Source organism: Blastococcus colisei (assembly GCF_006717095.1).
Lineage (GTDB): Bacteria > Actinomycetota > Actinomycetes > Mycobacteriales > Geodermatophilaceae > Blastococcus_B > Blastococcus_B colisei.
This window is the reverse complement of the sequence record NZ_VFQE01000002.1, coordinates 180968-195318: the sequence shown is the minus strand read 5'-3', so window position 1 is coordinate 195318 and position 14351 is coordinate 180968. Positions and strand designations below refer to the sequence as shown.

17 protein-coding genes are annotated in these 14351 nt (G+C 71.3%); 7 read left to right on the top strand and 10 right to left on the bottom strand.

Going from position 1 to position 14351, the window contains the following annotated elements; all coding sequences use genetic code 11:
* Positions 1 to 65 precede the first annotated feature (65 nt).
* The 10 genes from fliF to FHU33_RS20365 form a co-directional block, all read right to left on the bottom strand.
* Positions 66 to 1658 (bottom strand): flagellar basal-body MS-ring/collar protein FliF, encoded by a 1593-nt coding sequence (gene fliF, locus FHU33_RS20410; protein WP_142027448.1) that lies wholly within the window; start codon positions 1656 to 1658, stop codon positions 66 to 68.
* Positions 1658 to 1966 (bottom strand): flagellar hook-basal body complex protein FliE, encoded by a 309-nt coding sequence (fliE, locus tag FHU33_RS20405; protein ID WP_142027447.1) that lies wholly within the window; start codon positions 1964 to 1966, stop codon positions 1658 to 1660. The genes fliF and fliE overlap by 1 nt, the downstream gene beginning before the upstream one ends.
* Positions 1967 to 1968: 2 nt before the next feature.
* Complete coding sequence (flgC, locus tag FHU33_RS20400) at positions 1969 to 2373, bottom strand: flagellar basal body rod protein FlgC (protein WP_142027446.1); 405 nt, start codon at positions 2371 to 2373, stop codon at positions 1969 to 1971.
* Between the two features lies 1 nt (position 2374).
* Positions 2375 to 2848: a flagellar basal body rod protein FlgB gene (gene flgB / locus FHU33_RS20395; protein ID WP_246064041.1), complete on the bottom strand. Its 474-nt coding sequence runs from the start codon at positions 2846 to 2848 to the stop codon at positions 2375 to 2377.
* Positions 2849 to 3084: 236 nt separating this feature from the next.
* Positions 3085 to 4176, bottom strand: a complete 1092-nt coding sequence (locus tag FHU33_RS20390) for a glycosyltransferase family protein (protein WP_142027445.1) — start codon at positions 4174 to 4176, stop codon at positions 3085 to 3087.
* A gap of 152 nt (positions 4177 to 4328) precedes the next feature.
* Positions 4329 to 4772, bottom strand: a complete 444-nt coding sequence (locus tag FHU33_RS20385) for a hypothetical protein (protein ID WP_142027444.1) — start codon at positions 4770 to 4772, stop codon at positions 4329 to 4331.
* Positions 4769 to 5155, bottom strand: coding sequence for a flagellar export chaperone FliS (fliS, locus tag FHU33_RS20380; RefSeq protein ID WP_142027443.1), 387 nt, complete (start codon positions 5153 to 5155; stop codon positions 4769 to 4771). The genes FHU33_RS20385 and fliS overlap by 4 nt, the downstream gene beginning before the upstream one ends.
* A gap of 54 nt (positions 5156 to 5209) precedes the next feature.
* Positions 5210 to 6562 (bottom strand): flagellar filament capping protein FliD, encoded by a 1353-nt coding sequence (gene fliD / locus FHU33_RS20375; RefSeq protein WP_142027442.1) that lies wholly within the window; start codon positions 6560 to 6562, stop codon positions 5210 to 5212.
* Between the two features lie 122 nt (positions 6563 to 6684).
* A complete protein-coding gene (locus tag FHU33_RS20370; RefSeq protein WP_142027441.1) occupies positions 6685 to 7518 on the bottom strand; it encodes a flagellin N-terminal helical domain-containing protein in 834 nt (277 codons plus the stop codon).
* Between the two features lie 127 nt (positions 7519 to 7645).
* The gene (locus FHU33_RS20365; RefSeq protein ID WP_142027440.1) at positions 7646 to 8587 is read right to left on the bottom strand and encodes a sigma-70 family RNA polymerase sigma factor; all 942 of its coding nucleotides are present in this window, start codon (positions 8585 to 8587) and stop codon (positions 7646 to 7648) included.
* 186 nt (positions 8588 to 8773) lie between these two features.
* Here FHU33_RS20365 and FHU33_RS20360 point away from each other — a divergent pair, with 186 nt between their 5' ends.
* From FHU33_RS20360 to FHU33_RS20330, 7 genes are all read left to right on the top strand, one after another.
* Positions 8774 to 9259 (top strand): flagellar protein FlgN, encoded by a 486-nt coding sequence (locus FHU33_RS20360; RefSeq protein ID WP_142027439.1) that lies wholly within the window; start codon positions 8774 to 8776, stop codon positions 9257 to 9259.
* 1 nt (position 9260) lies between these two features.
* Positions 9261 to 10661 (top strand): flagellar hook-associated protein FlgK, encoded by a 1401-nt coding sequence (gene flgK / locus FHU33_RS20355; RefSeq protein ID WP_142027438.1) that lies wholly within the window; start codon positions 9261 to 9263, stop codon positions 10659 to 10661.
* Between the two features lie 5 nt (positions 10662 to 10666).
* Positions 10667 to 11560 carry a flagellar hook-associated protein FlgL gene (flgL, locus tag FHU33_RS20350; protein WP_142027437.1) on the top strand — a complete coding sequence of 298 codons (894 nt, stop codon included), beginning with the start codon at positions 10667 to 10669 and terminating at the stop codon, positions 11558 to 11560.
* Positions 11561 to 11603: 43 nt separating this feature from the next.
* A complete protein-coding gene (gene fliW, locus FHU33_RS20345) occupies positions 11604 to 12065 on the top strand; it encodes a flagellar assembly protein FliW (protein WP_142027436.1) in 462 nt (153 codons plus the stop codon).
* Positions 12066 to 12170: 105 nt separating this feature from the next.
* On the top strand, positions 12171 to 12446 hold the full coding sequence (gene csrA / locus FHU33_RS26530) for a carbon storage regulator CsrA (protein WP_142027435.1): 276 nt from the start codon (positions 12171 to 12173) through the stop codon (positions 12444 to 12446).
* Positions 12447 to 12677: 231 nt separating this feature from the next.
* Positions 12678 to 13127, top strand: a complete 450-nt coding sequence (locus tag FHU33_RS20335; RefSeq protein ID WP_246064039.1) for a hypothetical protein — start codon at positions 12678 to 12680, stop codon at positions 13125 to 13127.
* Positions 13128 to 13195: 68 nt separating this feature from the next.
* Complete coding sequence (locus FHU33_RS20330; RefSeq protein ID WP_246064037.1) at positions 13196 to 14341, top strand: sigma-70 family RNA polymerase sigma factor; 1146 nt, start codon at positions 13196 to 13198, stop codon at positions 14339 to 14341.
* Positions 14342 to 14351 lie beyond the last annotated feature (10 nt).

The following is a 14351-nucleotide window of genomic DNA, read 5'->3' as shown; positions in this document are numbered from 1 at the left end:
CTCGCTGGCGCTCGTCGTGGCCATGACCAGCCATGCTCTGCTCATTGCGGAGCTCGCAAGCTCGCTCACGACTTGCTCTCCGTCAGCCAGCCGCGCAGCATGGCCGCGACCTCGTCCGGGCGCTCGTTCACCATGGCCGAGATCTCCCCCCGCACCTTCTGCCGTTCGGCGGCCTCGAGCTCCATCTGGCGGTTGTCGATCCGCACCTCGTCGCGGCTGCTCGCGACGCGCAGCCGGTCGAGTTCGGCGAGCATGTCGTCGGTGAGCTCGAGGGGCTCGTAGTCCTCCTCGACGTCCCCGCGGCGGCGCGAGCGGAGCCAGACGATGAGGACGACGAGCGCGATGCCGGCGGCGATGCCACCGGTGCGGATCATCGACCACATCTGCTCGGCGGCGTCGGCCTCGCGGGCCGCCTCCATCTCCGCCGCCGCAGCCTCCGCCGCAGTGTTGTCGAACGGGAGGGCGGCCACGGTGATGTCGTCACCGCGGGCCTCGTCCAGGCCGACCGCGTTCCCGACGAGTTCGCGGATCTGCTGCTGGGGCAGGTTGCCGGCGATCGCCTCGTCCATGACGACGGAGACGGTGAGCCGGTTCAGCCCGCCGGGCGCGCCCTGGATGACCTCCGTGGTCTTGCCGACGGCGTTGTTCGCCGTCGTCGACTCCTTGTTGTACGTGGACTCGCCACCGCCGGCGTTCTCCGCGGCGTCGGGCATGTTCTCCGGCCCGAGGACCCCGCCGACCGGGGCGCCCCCGCCGACGTAGTCCTCGACGGTCGTGCTCTCCGACAGCGGCGGTGTGCCTTCCTCGTAGACGTAGGTCTCCGAGGTGGTGTCCCGCTGGGCCAGATCCACGTCCGCGCGGACCGACACCACGGCGCGCCCGGGGCCGACGACGCGGTCGAGGATCTGCTGTGCGTTCGCGGCCAGCCGGTTCTGGTACTCCTGCTCGACCTGCGACCGGGCGTCGCCGGCAGCCGCGGTCATGCCCTCGCCGGCGGCCGAGAGCACCTGGCCGGTGGAGTCGGCGACGGTGACCTGGTCGGGCGCCATGTCCTGGACGCTGGAGGAGACCAGGTTCGTGACCGCCTGGATCTGCTCGCCGGAGAGGGCGGTGCCGGGCGTCAGGTCGAGCAGCACGGAGGCGGTGGGCTTCGCCTCCTCGGTCACGAACACCTCGTCCTCGGGCAGCGCGACGTGGACGACGGCGGAGCGCACGCCCTCCAGCGCTTCGAGGGTCTTGGAGAGCTCACCCTCCAGGGCCCGCTGGTAGGTGACCTGCTGCTGGAACTCGCTGGTGGTGATCCCCTGCTCGTCCAGGAGGGCGTACCCGGTGTCCTGGCCGGCCGGCAGTCCCTGGCCGCTCATGGTCAGGCGCAGGTCGTAGACCTGGTCCTTGGCCACCAAGATCGTCTGGCCACCGTCGGTGAGCTCGTAGGCGACGCCTGCCGCGTTGAGCTCGTCGACGATCGCCGACGCGTCGGTGGAGGCCAGGTTCGAGAACAGCGGGGCCTGTGTGGGGGTGGTGATCCAGCGGAAGAAGAAGAACCCGCCGAGAAGCAGCCCGACGAGCAGAAGGCCGATGACGACCTTCTGCCCCAGGCTGATCGTGGAGAACGTGGAGCGGGCGCGCTCCATCGTCCCGGCGAGTGCCGCGTTCATCAGACAGGCATCCTCATGATCTCGTTGAAGGCCTCAACGGCCTTGTTCTTGAAGGTCACGACCATCTCGGTGGCCAGGGACGCCTCGGTCCTGGCGATGATGTAGTCGTGCACGTCCTTCAGGTCTCCGGTGGCGGCCTTCGCGCCGAGGACGTCCGCGGCGTTCTGGGTGCCCTGCAGCCTGTCGAACGTCGATGCCAGGACCGAGGCGAAGCCGTCGGCGTCCGCGCCGGCCTGGACACCGGGTTCGGTGACGCCGCCGATCGCGCCGAGGCCGACGGGGACGATCCCGCCGATGGGGGACGTCATGGTCAGCCCTTCCCGAGCTGCAGCGCAGCCTGGTACATGTTCGTGGCGCGTTCCACGACCGCGAGGTTCGCCTGGTACCCGCGCTGCGCCATCAGCAGCTGGGTCATCTGGTCACCGAGGTCGATGTCGGGGTACTTGACGTAGCCCTCGTCGTCGGCGAGCGGGTGGTCGGGCTGGTAGACCATGCGGCCCTCGGGGTCGCCGAACTCGGCGCGTGCGACGCGGACGCCGCCTTCCCCCGAGCCGTAGTCCACCGACTGCGCGACGATGAACCGCTCCTGGAACGCGTCCTCGTCGGTGCGCCGGACCGTGTTGATGTTGGAGATGTTGTCCGAGACGGCGTCGAGCCACTTGCGGTGGACCATGAGGCCGGACCCGGAGATCCCGAGCGTGTCGAACATGGCCATCTCACTGCGTCCTGAGGGCGGTGCGGATGCTGTTGTACTTGCCGTCGAGCGCGTTCAGGGCCAGCTGGTAGCGCAGGCCCGTCTCGGTGGCGATCAGCGTCTCCGCGTCGAGGTTGACGTTGTTGCCGTTGGTGTTGGTCGGCTCGAGCGAGCGAGCGACCGTGCCACCGTTGATCTCGGGGGTCTCGCCGTTGCGCAGGGCGCCGCGCAGCGAGGACTCGAAGTCGACTCGGCCGGCGAGGAATCCCGGGGTGTTGACGTTCGCGAGGTTGTCGGCGGTGACCCGCGAGCGCTGAGCCAGCCCCGAGAGGCTGGCGTGCAGCGCGGCGGGGGTGATCTCGCCGATCATGGAGCGGGTCGCCGACGGGCGCAGCAGGACACGTTCGACCTCCGGGGTACGCGGAAGGGCACTCGCGAGCGAGTGCGGGGTCCGCCGATCCATGGCGAGGTGGTGCTGTCCGTGCAGCTCTTTCATCGGCATCCGGCCCGGCCGGGCTGACCCTCGCTCCGCCACGCGAGGGACACCGGTGGCCGGATGGGGTGACCGTGGCGGGTGTGGCCAGCGGTGACCTGGCCGTGTCCTGAGCCGACCGGGACGGGGGAGTTGTCGGCTTTCGTGGTTACCGGCCCGTGGGCGGCCGATCCTGGGCGCACATGCACGAACGCCCCGCCGCCGGGAGCCGGCGACGGGGCGTTCAGGAAACGGGTCGGTCAGGAACGTGCGGGAACGAGGCGGCCGCCGCCGAGGGCGCGCGTCCGGTTGTCACGTGCCGTCCGCCAGGCGGCCGCCCACCGCTCGGCGGTGTGCTCGGTCAGGTGGTGGGCCAGGACCTGCTCGCGAGCCGCCGCCGCGACCTCACGCTGCCGGTCGCCGTCCTTGACCCCGAGCATGAGCCACTTCGCCCAGTCCTTGGCCGACCGGGCCGGCATCCCCAGCCCGAGCCGCTCGTACTCGTCGGTCCGGGCGCGCACGCAGTAGACGCCCCGCGCCGAGTACTCCAGGGGCTTGAGCCAGCTCTTCGCCGTGTTGAACCGGTCCACGCGCAGGGGGGCGATGCCGATGTCGAAGAGCTCACCCATCCGCGCGACGTAGGAGTCCACGTTCATGAGCCACGGCACCTCGTCCGGCTCCTCGGGAAGACCCAACCGCTCCCGGAGGTCCCACTTCTGCCCGAGGATGAGCAGCCGGCTCTCCGACTCCGTCCGGTCCAGCGCCTGCTGGAGCCCCGACCCCATCTCCTGGAGGTCGTAGGGGTGGCCCATGACGTTGCCGGTCCACCCGATCGTCACGGTTCCCGCGCTCCGTTCGTACGCCGGCGGCAGCTCGGCGATCCGCCGGGGGATGGCATTCTCGATGACGGCCCCTCGCCCGTGCCTGGCGTACTCCTGGAGCAGCAGCGGCGTCGACGTCGTCACGAAGTCCGCCTCGCGGGCGGCCTGGAGCGTGAAGTCACCCATGCGGTGCCGCATCAGGGCGTCGTGCCCCATGTGGCCGAAGGGCACCCCGGAGAGCAGGTCGTCGATCTCCACGACGACGGCGACGCCCTGGGCCTGGAGCACGCGCTGGGTCTGGAGCATCGCCGCGGTCTTGGGGGTCTGGAGGACGACGACGTCCGCGCCCTGGGCGTCGGCCTCGGCCACCTCCGGCTCGGCGCCGTCGGACAGCGGGCGGACCGTGGTGGTGATACCCCGCGCGACGGCGACCTCGATGCCCAGGCCCGCGTCCTGCACCGCTCGGGCCGGCTCCTCGATGCGGTAGTAGGTGGAGCCATTGGCGATCGCGTGGGTGAGGAGGACGCGCATGGGGGAACCCTTCTGTCTGGAGCTGCTACCGGCGGATCGGCCGCGCGGGACGGGCCCGGCCTCAGGTCCCGGCACGCCCCTGATGTCATCGGCAGTCGATGCACCCGACGGGTTCCGTCAGGGACGGCAATCCGGGGTGGACGGCGATGAGCTCAGAGCGCTCGGTCGATGAACGACGCGACCGGTCGCTCGGCGCCGTAGGACATGCGAGCGGCGACGTCGCGCTGCTTCTGGGACTGCGTGATCCGCTCGACCAGCGCCTCGGCGACCGCCAGCTGGTGCTGCAGCAGCCGGGCGGCCCGCTCGCGCAGGTCCTCGGGCAGTGGGCCGAGCCCGGCGGGGGGCACCCAGTCCTCGGAGCGTCGTCCCCAGGCGGCGATCTCCTCGGCCCGGCCGCGGGCGAGGGTCTGCTCCGCGGCGAGGACCTCCCCCTCCAGTTCGGTGAGGGCGTCGTGCCAGTCGACCGGTGCGCGACGCTCCTTCCGCTCCCGCTCCCGCTGCCGCTTGCCGGAGCCCTCCGATGCCGACGGCGGTGTGTAGGGGGTGTAGCCGAAGCCCGCGGCGGACCCGCCACCCACCGGGCTCACCCCGGTCATGACGAGGCGCCGACCAGCGAGGCAGCGGCCTGCCGCCACGCGTCGCGCAGCGGCTCGACGACCTGCCGGCAGGCCGAGATGCGGTTGCCGTCCATCTTCACGTTCGCCTGCACCATCTCGCCGTTCAGCCAGTTGTAGAGGGCCGCCAGCCGGGGACCTCCCTCCCAGGCATCCACCCGGAGGCTCGAGAGCAGCTCGAGGACGATCGCCTGCGCGTGCTGCAACTGTTCGTTGGTCCCGGCCCGGTCCCCGGCGGAGACCGCGGCCTGGGCCCGTTCCAGGTCGAGGGCCAGCCGGTCGTAGAGCATCACCAGCACCTGCTGCGGTGAGGCGGTGGCGACAGCGTCACCGAGGTAGCGGGCGCGAAGCGAAGCGGCACTCATCGGGAAGGGCTCCTGGAACGAAGAGTCGAGCGGGCGGGACTGGCGGCGTCAGGACTACGACGGCAGCGAGCTGAGCTGACCGGCCAGCCAGTTGGACTGGTTCTGCAGGGAGCTCAGCGCGGTCTCCATGGCGGTGAACTGGCGGGTGAGCGTCACCTTGCGCTTGGCAAGGCGCACGTCCCAGTCGGCGATGCGGTCCTTGATGTCGCGGGCCAGGGAGTCCTGGCCCTTGGCCAGGGAGCTCAGCGTGCCGGTGGTCGCGTTCGAGGCGATCTCGGCCACCTCGCGGACCCGTCCGGCGATTCCCGCGACAGCACCCGGATCGCCGCTCGTCCCCGAACCGGTCACCAGCCGCTGGGCGAGGTCGGGCGTCGTCTGGAGGGCGGCGGTGAACTTCTCCGCGTCGAATTCGATCGTGCCGTCGCGGGTGAGCTCGATCCCGATCCGGGCCGGTGAGCCGTCGCTGCCGACGGCGTCGGACACCGCCTGGAGAAGCTGGCTGCTGATCGACGTGACCGCGTACTCGCCCCGCAGCGCGGCGGTGCTGCCCTGGGCGTTGTTGGTGTAGGTCTTGATCGTGGACAGGGCGTTGTTGACCGCGTCGACCAGCGAGGAGACCTTGCTCGCGACGGCGTCGGGGTCCGCGGCGACGGTGACCGTCACCGGCGTGGTCTCCTCCTTCGTCACCGTGAAGGTCGCGCCGGCCAGCACCCCCTCGAACGTGTTGCTCGCGGAGCGGATCGTGTAGGCCGTGGTGGTGGCGGTGTCGGCGCCCACCGTCAGCTCGGCGTCCTGGCCGATGCTGGTGGGGTCGAAGGTCTTGTTGCCGACGACGGAGAAGCCGGCCGCCTGGCCGGACGTGCTCGCGCTGATCTGGAGCGCGAACTGCCCCGGTGCGACCTGCACGGCCGACGCCGTGAGTCCGAGAGCGCTGTCGGCGTTGATCTTGGCCGCGACCTGCGTGAGCGATTCGGTGCCGTCCAGGGCGACGGTGCCCTTGCTGGTGCTCCCGTCGGCGCTGCGGATGTCGAGGGTGGTGATTCCCGCCGGGTCGCTCGTCGTCGCCCAGCGGTCGGCGCTCACGCTGGCGGCGGTCGTGGCGACCTTGGCGACGGTGAAGGTCAGCGAGCCCGGGGTGGCCGACGACGTCGTCGTGACGGTCACGCCGGTGGAGGTGCTGCTGCCCTTGGCGCTGCTGAACCCATCGGGCTCGAGCAGCGATCCGGCCTTGGTGGTCAGGGCCTGCAGTGCGCTGTTGACGGTCCGGTAGGCGCTGGCGGTGACCTGGCTGGTGGCCAGCCGGGACTTGAGCGCGGTCTGGGGGGCGGCCTCGACCTGCAGGAGCTGGCTGACGAGTGACCCGGCGTCGATCCCGGACACCAGGCCGGTGTTGATGCTCATCGTCATGTCACTGGCTCCTGGGTCGACGGACGAGGGACGAAGCGAGCGAGGGGGGAGGCACGAGGGCCTCCCCCCTCACCCGGGGTGGTGCTGAGGGTCTGCTCCTCAGCTGCTCAGCTGATCGGGGATCAGCGGAGCAGCGACAGGACGCCCTGCGAGGCCTGGTTGGCCTGCGCGAGCATCGCGGTGCCGGCCTGGGACAGGATCTGGGCCCGGGTGAACCCGACCATCTCCTGTGCCATGTCGGCGTCGCGGACCCGGCTCTCCGACGCGCTCAGGTTCTCGATCGAGACGTTGAGCGAGTTGATGGTGCTCTCGAAGCGGTTCTGCGAGGCACCGAGGGTGGCGCGGGACTGCGACACCGTCCCGATCTGGCTGTCGATCGTCGCCAGGTCGGCCGACGCGCTGTACGTGCCCGAGGCCGCCATGTTCGTGGCCACGCCGGAGACCGCCGTCGCCACCGTGGTGACGTTGCTCAGGCTGACGCTGACCGTCTCGCCGCCGTTGGCACCGGTCTGGAACGTCAGGCTGGAGGCGCTGCCGTTCAGCAGCTTGGTGCCGTTGAAGTCCGTCCGGTTGGCGATGTCGGTCAACGCGCCGGCGAGCTCGTTGACCTCCTTGGCGATGTAGCCGCGGGCGGTCTCGGTGACCACGCCGGTGTTGCCCGCCTGGACGGTGAGGTCACGCACCCGCTGGAGGATGGCGTGGACCTCGGTGAGAGCACCTTCCGCCGTCTGCACGACGGAGACGCCGTCCTGCGCGTTGCGGACGGCGACCTTGAGGCCACCGACCTGCGAGCGCAGGCCCTCGGAGATCGCCAGACCGGCCGCGTCGTCGGCGGCACGGTTGATCCGGAAGCCGGAGGACAGCTTCTCCAGCGACTTGTTCATCTGGTTGTCGGTGATCGACAGGTTCCGGTGAGCGTTGAGGGCGGCGATGTTCTGGTTGATGCGCAGACCCATGATGATCCTCCTTGGATTTCAGGCCTTGATGGTTCCCGCTGCATCCGTGCTGCGGGGTGGTACGCATAGGTCTTCGGCTCGGGACGGCAGGGTCTTGAGCCGAGAGCGCGACTTTTTCTCGGCCGGGTCAGGCGGTGCGCGCGGCGCCCTCGGGGGACGGGGACCACGGGATGCGCGGCGCCGGGGTCCCGCTGCGGCCGGCCACGCGGTCGACGTAGGCGAGTTGCTGGTTGCGGGCCCGGACCCCGCCGTCGGCCGGCACCGTCCGGCCCTCCCACACCTCGCTCATCGCGGCGTGCAGCAGGGTCAGCGCCCGGGCGCGCATCTGCGAGACGCGAGAGAGGGTGACGCCGAGGTCCCTGGCGATGTCGGTCAGTGATTCGTCACCGAAGAAATTGCGCTCGATCACCTCGTCGAGCCGGTCGGGCAGGGCCCGGATCGCCGCATGCAGGTGCCGGGCCCGCTCACCGCGCAGCAACACCCGCTCGGGTGACTCCCCGGTGTCGGGCAGGTCCAGCGAGCCGCCGTCGGCGGTGGTCTCGGCGTCGATGCTGACCATGACGGCGCGGTGGACGTCGACCTGCAGGCTGTCCAGCTCGGTCCGCGGGACCCCGAGGCTGGCGGCCAGCTCCTCGCGGGTCGGCGGCCGACCCAGCGAGATCGTCAGCGCGTCGGCGGCGGCGTCGGTGCGCCGGGCGGCAGCGCGCACCGAGCGGCTGGCCCAGTCACCGGAGCGCAGCTCATCGAGGACGGCGCCCTGCAGCCGGGCCAGAGCGTAGGTGGAAAAGGTCGCGCCGGCCGAGGGGTCGAAGCGCTTGGCCACCTCCACCAGCGCCACGTGCGCGCACGACAACAGGTCCTCGCGGCTGACGTGTGCGGGCAGCGAGATGCGCGCGGCGACGGCGTTCACCGCGAACGACGCCAGAGGCAGGTGCGCGGTGACGAGGGCGTCGACCTGCGCCTGGCCGTGCGCCTTGGACGGGTGCGCGGTGCGGCCGGATGCACCTCGCTCGACGGGGACCCGCTCACGGTGGAAGCGCTCGGTCGCGACGGCACGGGCTGGGCTCACGCCCTACTTCTCGGCTGACCGGGGACGGGGTGGCACCGCCCTCGGCACATTTCCTCCCGAACTTGAGCCCCACTTGGCGGCTTCGGCTTGAGGGTGCTCCGGCGGGTGCCGAAGCCAGGTCGACGAAGAACGCGCCGGGCGTACCCCGGTGGCGGCGGAGCGAGACGACGGAGAGGCGGTGGACACGTGGACTACCAGCGCTTGTCGTCGTTGCTGTGGCGGGAGCAGGAGCTCCTGGACCTCCTGCTGTTCAAGGCCGAGGAGAAGCAGTACCTGATCCTCACGGGCAAGACCCGCTGGCTGGCGCGCATCGCGCACGAGATCGAGGTGATCCTCGACCAGCTGCGCACCCTGGAGGTCGAACGGGCCGCTGCCACCGAGGCCATCGCGCTGTCCCTCGGCATCGGCGCCGACCCCTCCTTGCGGCAGGTCGCCGATGCCGCTCCCGCGCCCTGGGGCGACCTCTTCGCCAAGCACCACGAGGCGCTGCTGGCGCTGATGACCGACCTGCGCAGCCTCTCCGACGCCAACCGGGAGCTCGTCGAGGGTGGCCTCGCCGCCATCGGCGACGTCCTCCTGCAGACCCGGACCCCCTCGGCCGGCACCTACGGCGCCACCGGCCGGCACGCCGACGGTGCCCACCGGGCGGTCACCCTGGACGGAGCACTCTGACGTGAGCACCTTCAGCGGCCTGAACACCGCCAACACGGCCCTCTGGGCCCAGCGGCGGGCGCTCGACGTCACCGGCCAGAACATCTCCAACGTCAACACCGAGGGGTACTCCCGCCAGCGCGTGGACCTCAAGGCCATCGGCGGCAGCGCGGTGCCCGCGTTCTACTCCGTCGGCTCGGGCATCGGCGGGGGAGTCAACGCCGATGACGTCACCCGGATCCGTGATGCGTTCCTCGAGGGGCGCGGCCACACCGAGCACGCCAACAGCGCCCGGCTCACCGCGGAGACCGGGGCCTACGAACTCGTCGAGCAGGCGTTCCGGGAGCCCGGCACGACCGGCCTGCAGAACCTGATGGCCGACATGTGGCGCGGGTGGCAGGACGTCGCCAACAAGCCGGAGGACCCCGCGGCCCGCGGCCAGGTGCTCAAGCGACTGGAAACCCTGGTCGGGGGGCTGCACTTCAGCCGCGCCCAGCTGGACGGGCAGTGGGAGCAGACCCGCGACAGCCTCGGCGTCCTCGTGGACGACGTCAACGCGGCCGCCGGCACCATCGCCACGCTGAACACGGCGATCCAGCGGGCCACGCAGAGCGGCCTGCCGGCCAACGACCTCACCGACCAGCGCGACCTGCTGGTCATGAAGCTCGCCGACCAGGTCGGGGTGTCGGTCCGCCCGCAGGCCGACGGCGTCGTGGACGTCGCCGTCGGCAGCGTCACCCTGGTGTCCGGTGGGGTGGCGTCCAAGCTCAAGGTGGCGGGCACGACCGACCCCACCGCCACCGGTGGTGACCCGCCGCGGGTGGTGACCGCCGTCGGTGACCTCACCGTCTCCGTCGGGGGTACGGCCGGTGGGCAGCTGAGCGCCCTGAACTCGATCCTCCCCACCTACCGGGCGGACCTGGACGGCATCGCCGTGGCGCTCGCGGACACGTTGAACGCCGCGCACGCCGACGGCTACGACCTGAGCGGTCTCCCTGGTGGGCCGCTCCTGGGTTCCTCCGGCGGAGCGATCACCGCGGCGTCCATCACCGTCGTGCTCACAGATCCGGAGCGCGTCGCCGCGTCGTCCATCGGGCCCGGCACGCCCAACCTCGACCACGGCAACGCCGACAAGCTGGGGCAGCTGGGGAACGGAGCCGGCTCGCCGGACGCGGCCTACCGCAGGATGATCGTCGAGCTGGGCGTCCAGTCGGCGGTCTCGCAGCGCAATCTCGGCATCCAGTCGGTGATCACCACGCAGGTGGACGCCTCCCGGGAGTCGGTGGCCGGCGTGAACCTCGACGAGGAGATGACCAACATGCTGTCCTACCAGCACGCGTACTCGGCTGCGGGGCGTCTGGTCACCGCGATCGACGAGCTGCTCGACGTGCTGATCAACCGCACCGGCCGCGTGGGGCTGTGATCTGAGTGCGCATCACGCAGAAGGCGGTCAGCCTCACCAGCCTGCAGGGCCTCAACCGCAACCTCGACGCGGTCGCCAGGCTGCAGGAGCGGCTCACCTCCGGCCGGACCATCAACGCGCCGTCGGACTCGCCCACCGGCACCAACAAGGCGATGCAGACCCGGTCGGACCAGGCAGCCGTCGAGCAGTTCGGCCGGAACATCTCCGATGCCGACAGCTGGCTGTCGATCACCGACTCCACGCTCCAGCAGATGCTCGACGTCACCCGGCGGGTCCAGTTCCTCACGACCCAGGGCGCCAGCACCGGCAACTCGTCCGAGGCGAGCCGCACGGCGTTGGCGACCGAGGTGGCCTCGCTGCGGGAGAGCCTGCTGGGCCTGGCGAACACGACCATCCAGGGGCGCCCCCTCTTCGGCGGGGTGAGCACCGGCGCCAAGGCGTACGACAGTGACACCGGCGGCTACCTGGGCATCGCCGGGGCCGGCGGCGCCGACGTCATGCGTCGGGTGTCGTTCACCGAGTCGGTCCGGGTCGACCTGACCGGCCCGGAGGCCTTCGGGCCGCCGGGGGACGACCTGTTCGCGCTGGTCGGTCGGATCGCCGACGACATGGTCAACGACCCGGCGGCGCTCGGGCAGGGGCTCGACGACCTGGACACGGCGATGAAGCGGATGCTCGGCGGCGTCGCCGATGTCGGCGCGCGACAGGCGCGGATCGACCGCGAGCAGCAGATCAACACCGACCTGGCGCTGTCGCTGGAGATCCAGCTCGGCGACGTGGAGAACGTCGACCTGCCGGACACGATCATGCGGCTGCAGATGCAGCAGGTCGGCTACCAGGCGGCGCTGCAGGCGACGGCCAAGGCGATCTCGCCCACGCTCATGGACTACCTGCGCTGATGGCCGGCCGTTCTCGATCCGCCGCATGCGCGGAGGTACCCGCATGACGCCGTCCCGGGCGGTGCTCGCCGAGCGCAGGTCCGTCCCCGGGCGCGCGGCCGCCCCGGCGGCCGCCGTCCCCGCGGTGCAGGCACTCCACCTGGTGGAACCGCTGCCCGGCTTCCCGGGGCACAGCGACTACGTGCTGGTCGCCGCCGAGGACGGCGGCCGGCTCTTCTGGCTGCAGTCCGTGGCGCCGGACGGGCCGCGGTTCCTCGCGATCCCGGCCCGGGCGTACTTCCCCGACTACGCACCGACCCTGCCCGCCGCCGTGCACGTCGAGCTGGGCCTCGCCGCCCCCGCCGAGGCCCGGTTCTACTGCCTGGTGACCGTTCCGGACGGCGACGTCGGGGCCGCCACGGCGAACCTCCGGGCGCCGGTGGTCGTGAACCAGGAGTCGCACCTGGCCCGCCAGGTCGTCCTCCTGGACGGGGCGCATCCCATCAGGGGGCCACTGCGCCGATAACTGTCGAGGGCGGCTGTGCGATCGTGCAGCCGCAGCTCCCGCGCTACGGCGCACCCGCCTGCTCAACGCCAAGGACGGCCACCACACACCCATGGAGGGGTATCCGTGCTCACACTGACCCGCAGCGTCGGCGAGACCATCCGCATCGGGGACGACATCGAGGTCCACGTCGTCGAGGTTCGGGGCGGCACCGTCCGGCTCGGCTTCAAAGCTCCTCGCGAGGTCGCCATCCACCGCGAGGAGGTCTACCGGCAGATCGCCGAGGCGAACCTCCTCGCTGCCCAGGTGACCGCCGACAGCCTGGGGGCGCTCGCGGCGTTCGCCCCTCCTGCGGCCACCGGCGAGACCGTCGACGACCCGGCGGACGCTGCGTCCGACTGACAGATCTGCATGGCGAGCCGCGGACGTCTTTTGGCAGACGATGCCAACGTGTGGCTCCTCAGACGCTGTTCGCGAGCGACACGGGCAACATCTGCCGAAGCATTGGCCCATAACTGCGTATGACACGGCGAGTGTTGTGCCCTTCGATGCCGAGGCCGTAGGGCAGATTTCCCCTCAAGCACGTGACAGGGGGCGATCAGAATGCAACGCAGTGCAGCAGACGCACAGGCCATGGAGCAGGGCGAGCCGGAGTCGGTGGTCGTCCACGTCCAGTTGCGCCCGCGGCGTGGGGCGACGCGCAAGTGCCTGGCCGCCCTCTCGGCGCTGGCCGCCGAGCACGAGGCGGTCTCCTTCGCCGTGACCGGGCTCAGCAAGGACGACCGCGTCGTCCGCGTGACCGTGGGCGTCGACCTCGGGCCCCGGGCCGCCGTGGCGAAGTTCTCGCCCCAGGCCCAGGCCGCCTACGCGTTCGTCAGCGCGATCTTCGCGTCGCTGTACGACCACATGCCGGTCTACACGGCCGAGCCGAGCGGCGCCGAGCGCGCTGCCGCGGCGATGCTCCTCGACAAGGCCGCAGCCGGTGTCCCCGCCGCCGACGTCCTCGAAGGCCTCCCCACCACGCCGGCATTCCCCGTTCCCTCGCCCCGCATGCCGGGGCCGGGCGAGCGCATCCCGGCCTGACGGCCTCCCCGGAACTTCCCGGGCCACCTTCCCCGTGGTCCGTCTTCCCCGTAGTCCCAGGAGAACCGGTGACCGATAACGCCCTGTCCCCGACATCGCTGGCCCCGACGTCGACCGCCATGCCCATGTCCGCCGGGCCCGCGGGTACCGACCCCCGCCACCGCATCCGTCAGCCGCTCGTCTTCGGCGGCATCCCCGAGGCGGAGGGCTGGGTGCTGGCACCCATCACCCCCCGCGACCGCGTCCACTTCCGCGTCGACCACGAGCTGCCCCTGGCGGAGTTCCGCAGCGAGCTCCCCGACGGCGTCACGGTCACCTACGACCAGGGCGACGGCCTCTACCGCGTCGACGGCGCGTGCGGGTCCGCCGCCGTCCTGGCCGACTGGATCCGCGCCTGGGCCGCCCGGCACGGGTCCTCGACCATCGGCCTGCGTGCCGAGACCGACGTCCGGCGCCGGGCACCGCGGGATCTGCCCGCCGACTTCCTGACCGACCTCTGCCGGCACTACGGACCGGTCAGCCTCAAGCGCCTGCAGCGCAACATGAGCACGATCCGGCTGCACCTGCCCGACCCGGACGACCTGGGGCAGCAGGTCTACGAATGGGTGCTGAAGGCCGTCGCGCAGTACGACGAGACCAAGGGCGTCCCGTTCGGCGCCTTCCTCGCGACCCAGCTGTCGAAGTGGGTGCACGACCTGGGCCGCAATGCCCACGGCCGGACCGCGGCGGACACCGAGCACAAGCAGCAGAAGGCGATCGCCGCCTTCATCACCGAGCACCAGCGGCGCCCCAGCGAGAAGGAGCTCGCGGCCTACATGGGCCAGAGCGTGGCCACGCTGCGCCGCAACTCCCAGACGGTGGCGACCCTCAACGGGCTGCGGAACCTGCAGTCCCTGGACGGCGGGCCGGACGCGACCGAGGTCCTGCTGCCGGACTCCTCGGAGGCCCCGGACGAGATCATGGGTGAGGCGGAGCAGACCCTGCTCTCCCACGCCCTCACCGCGGCCTGCGCACCCGACCCCGAGGCCCGGCGCGACCAGCGGGCCGGTCAGCCCAACGTGCTCGGCTGGGCCACCTGGTACCTCACCACGTGGGGCGGCCAGACCAAGACGCAGCTCTCCCAGGAGCTCAACACCTCGGTGCGGAACATGAACGTGTACGCCGACCGCGTGGAGCAGGCCATGAAGAAGCGCCTGGCCGAACTCGTCGACTGACGGTGAGCAT

Coding starts and splice junctions, on each gene's coding strand:
- fliW (WP_142027436.1), top strand. CDS start 11,604: ATGACGCCGTCCCGGGCGGTGCTCGCCGAGCGCAGGTCCGTCCCCGGG.
- fliD (WP_142027442.1), bottom strand. CDS start 6,562: ATGACGATGAGCATCAACACCGGCCTGGTGTCCGGGATCGACGCCGGG.
- FHU33_RS20335 (WP_246064039.1), top strand. CDS start 12,678: ATGGAGCAGGGCGAGCCGGAGTCGGTGGTCGTCCACGTCCAGTTGCGC.
- FHU33_RS20385 (WP_142027444.1), bottom strand. CDS start 4,772: ATGACCGGGGTGAGCCCGGTGGGTGGCGGGTCCGCCGCGGGCTTCGGC.
- flgC (WP_142027446.1), bottom strand. CDS start 2,373: ATGGCCATGTTCGACACGCTCGGGATCTCCGGGTCCGGCCTCATGGTC.
- flgB (WP_246064041.1), bottom strand. CDS start 2,848: ATGAAAGAGCTGCACGGACAGCACCACCTCGCCATGGATCGGCGGACC.
- fliF (WP_142027448.1), bottom strand. CDS start 1,658: ATGAACGCGGCACTCGCCGGGACGATGGAGCGCGCCCGCTCCACGTTC.
- FHU33_RS20370 (WP_142027441.1), bottom strand. CDS start 7,518: ATGGGTCTGCGCATCAACCAGAACATCGCCGCCCTCAACGCTCACCGG.
- fliS (WP_142027443.1), bottom strand. CDS start 5,155: ATGAGTGCCGCTTCGCTTCGCGCCCGCTACCTCGGTGACGCTGTCGCC.
- FHU33_RS20390 (WP_142027445.1), bottom strand. CDS start 4,176: ATGCGCGTCCTCCTCACCCACGCGATCGCCAATGGCTCCACCTACTAC.
- fliE (WP_142027447.1), bottom strand. CDS start 1,966: ATGACGTCCCCCATCGGCGGGATCGTCCCCGTCGGCCTCGGCGCGATC.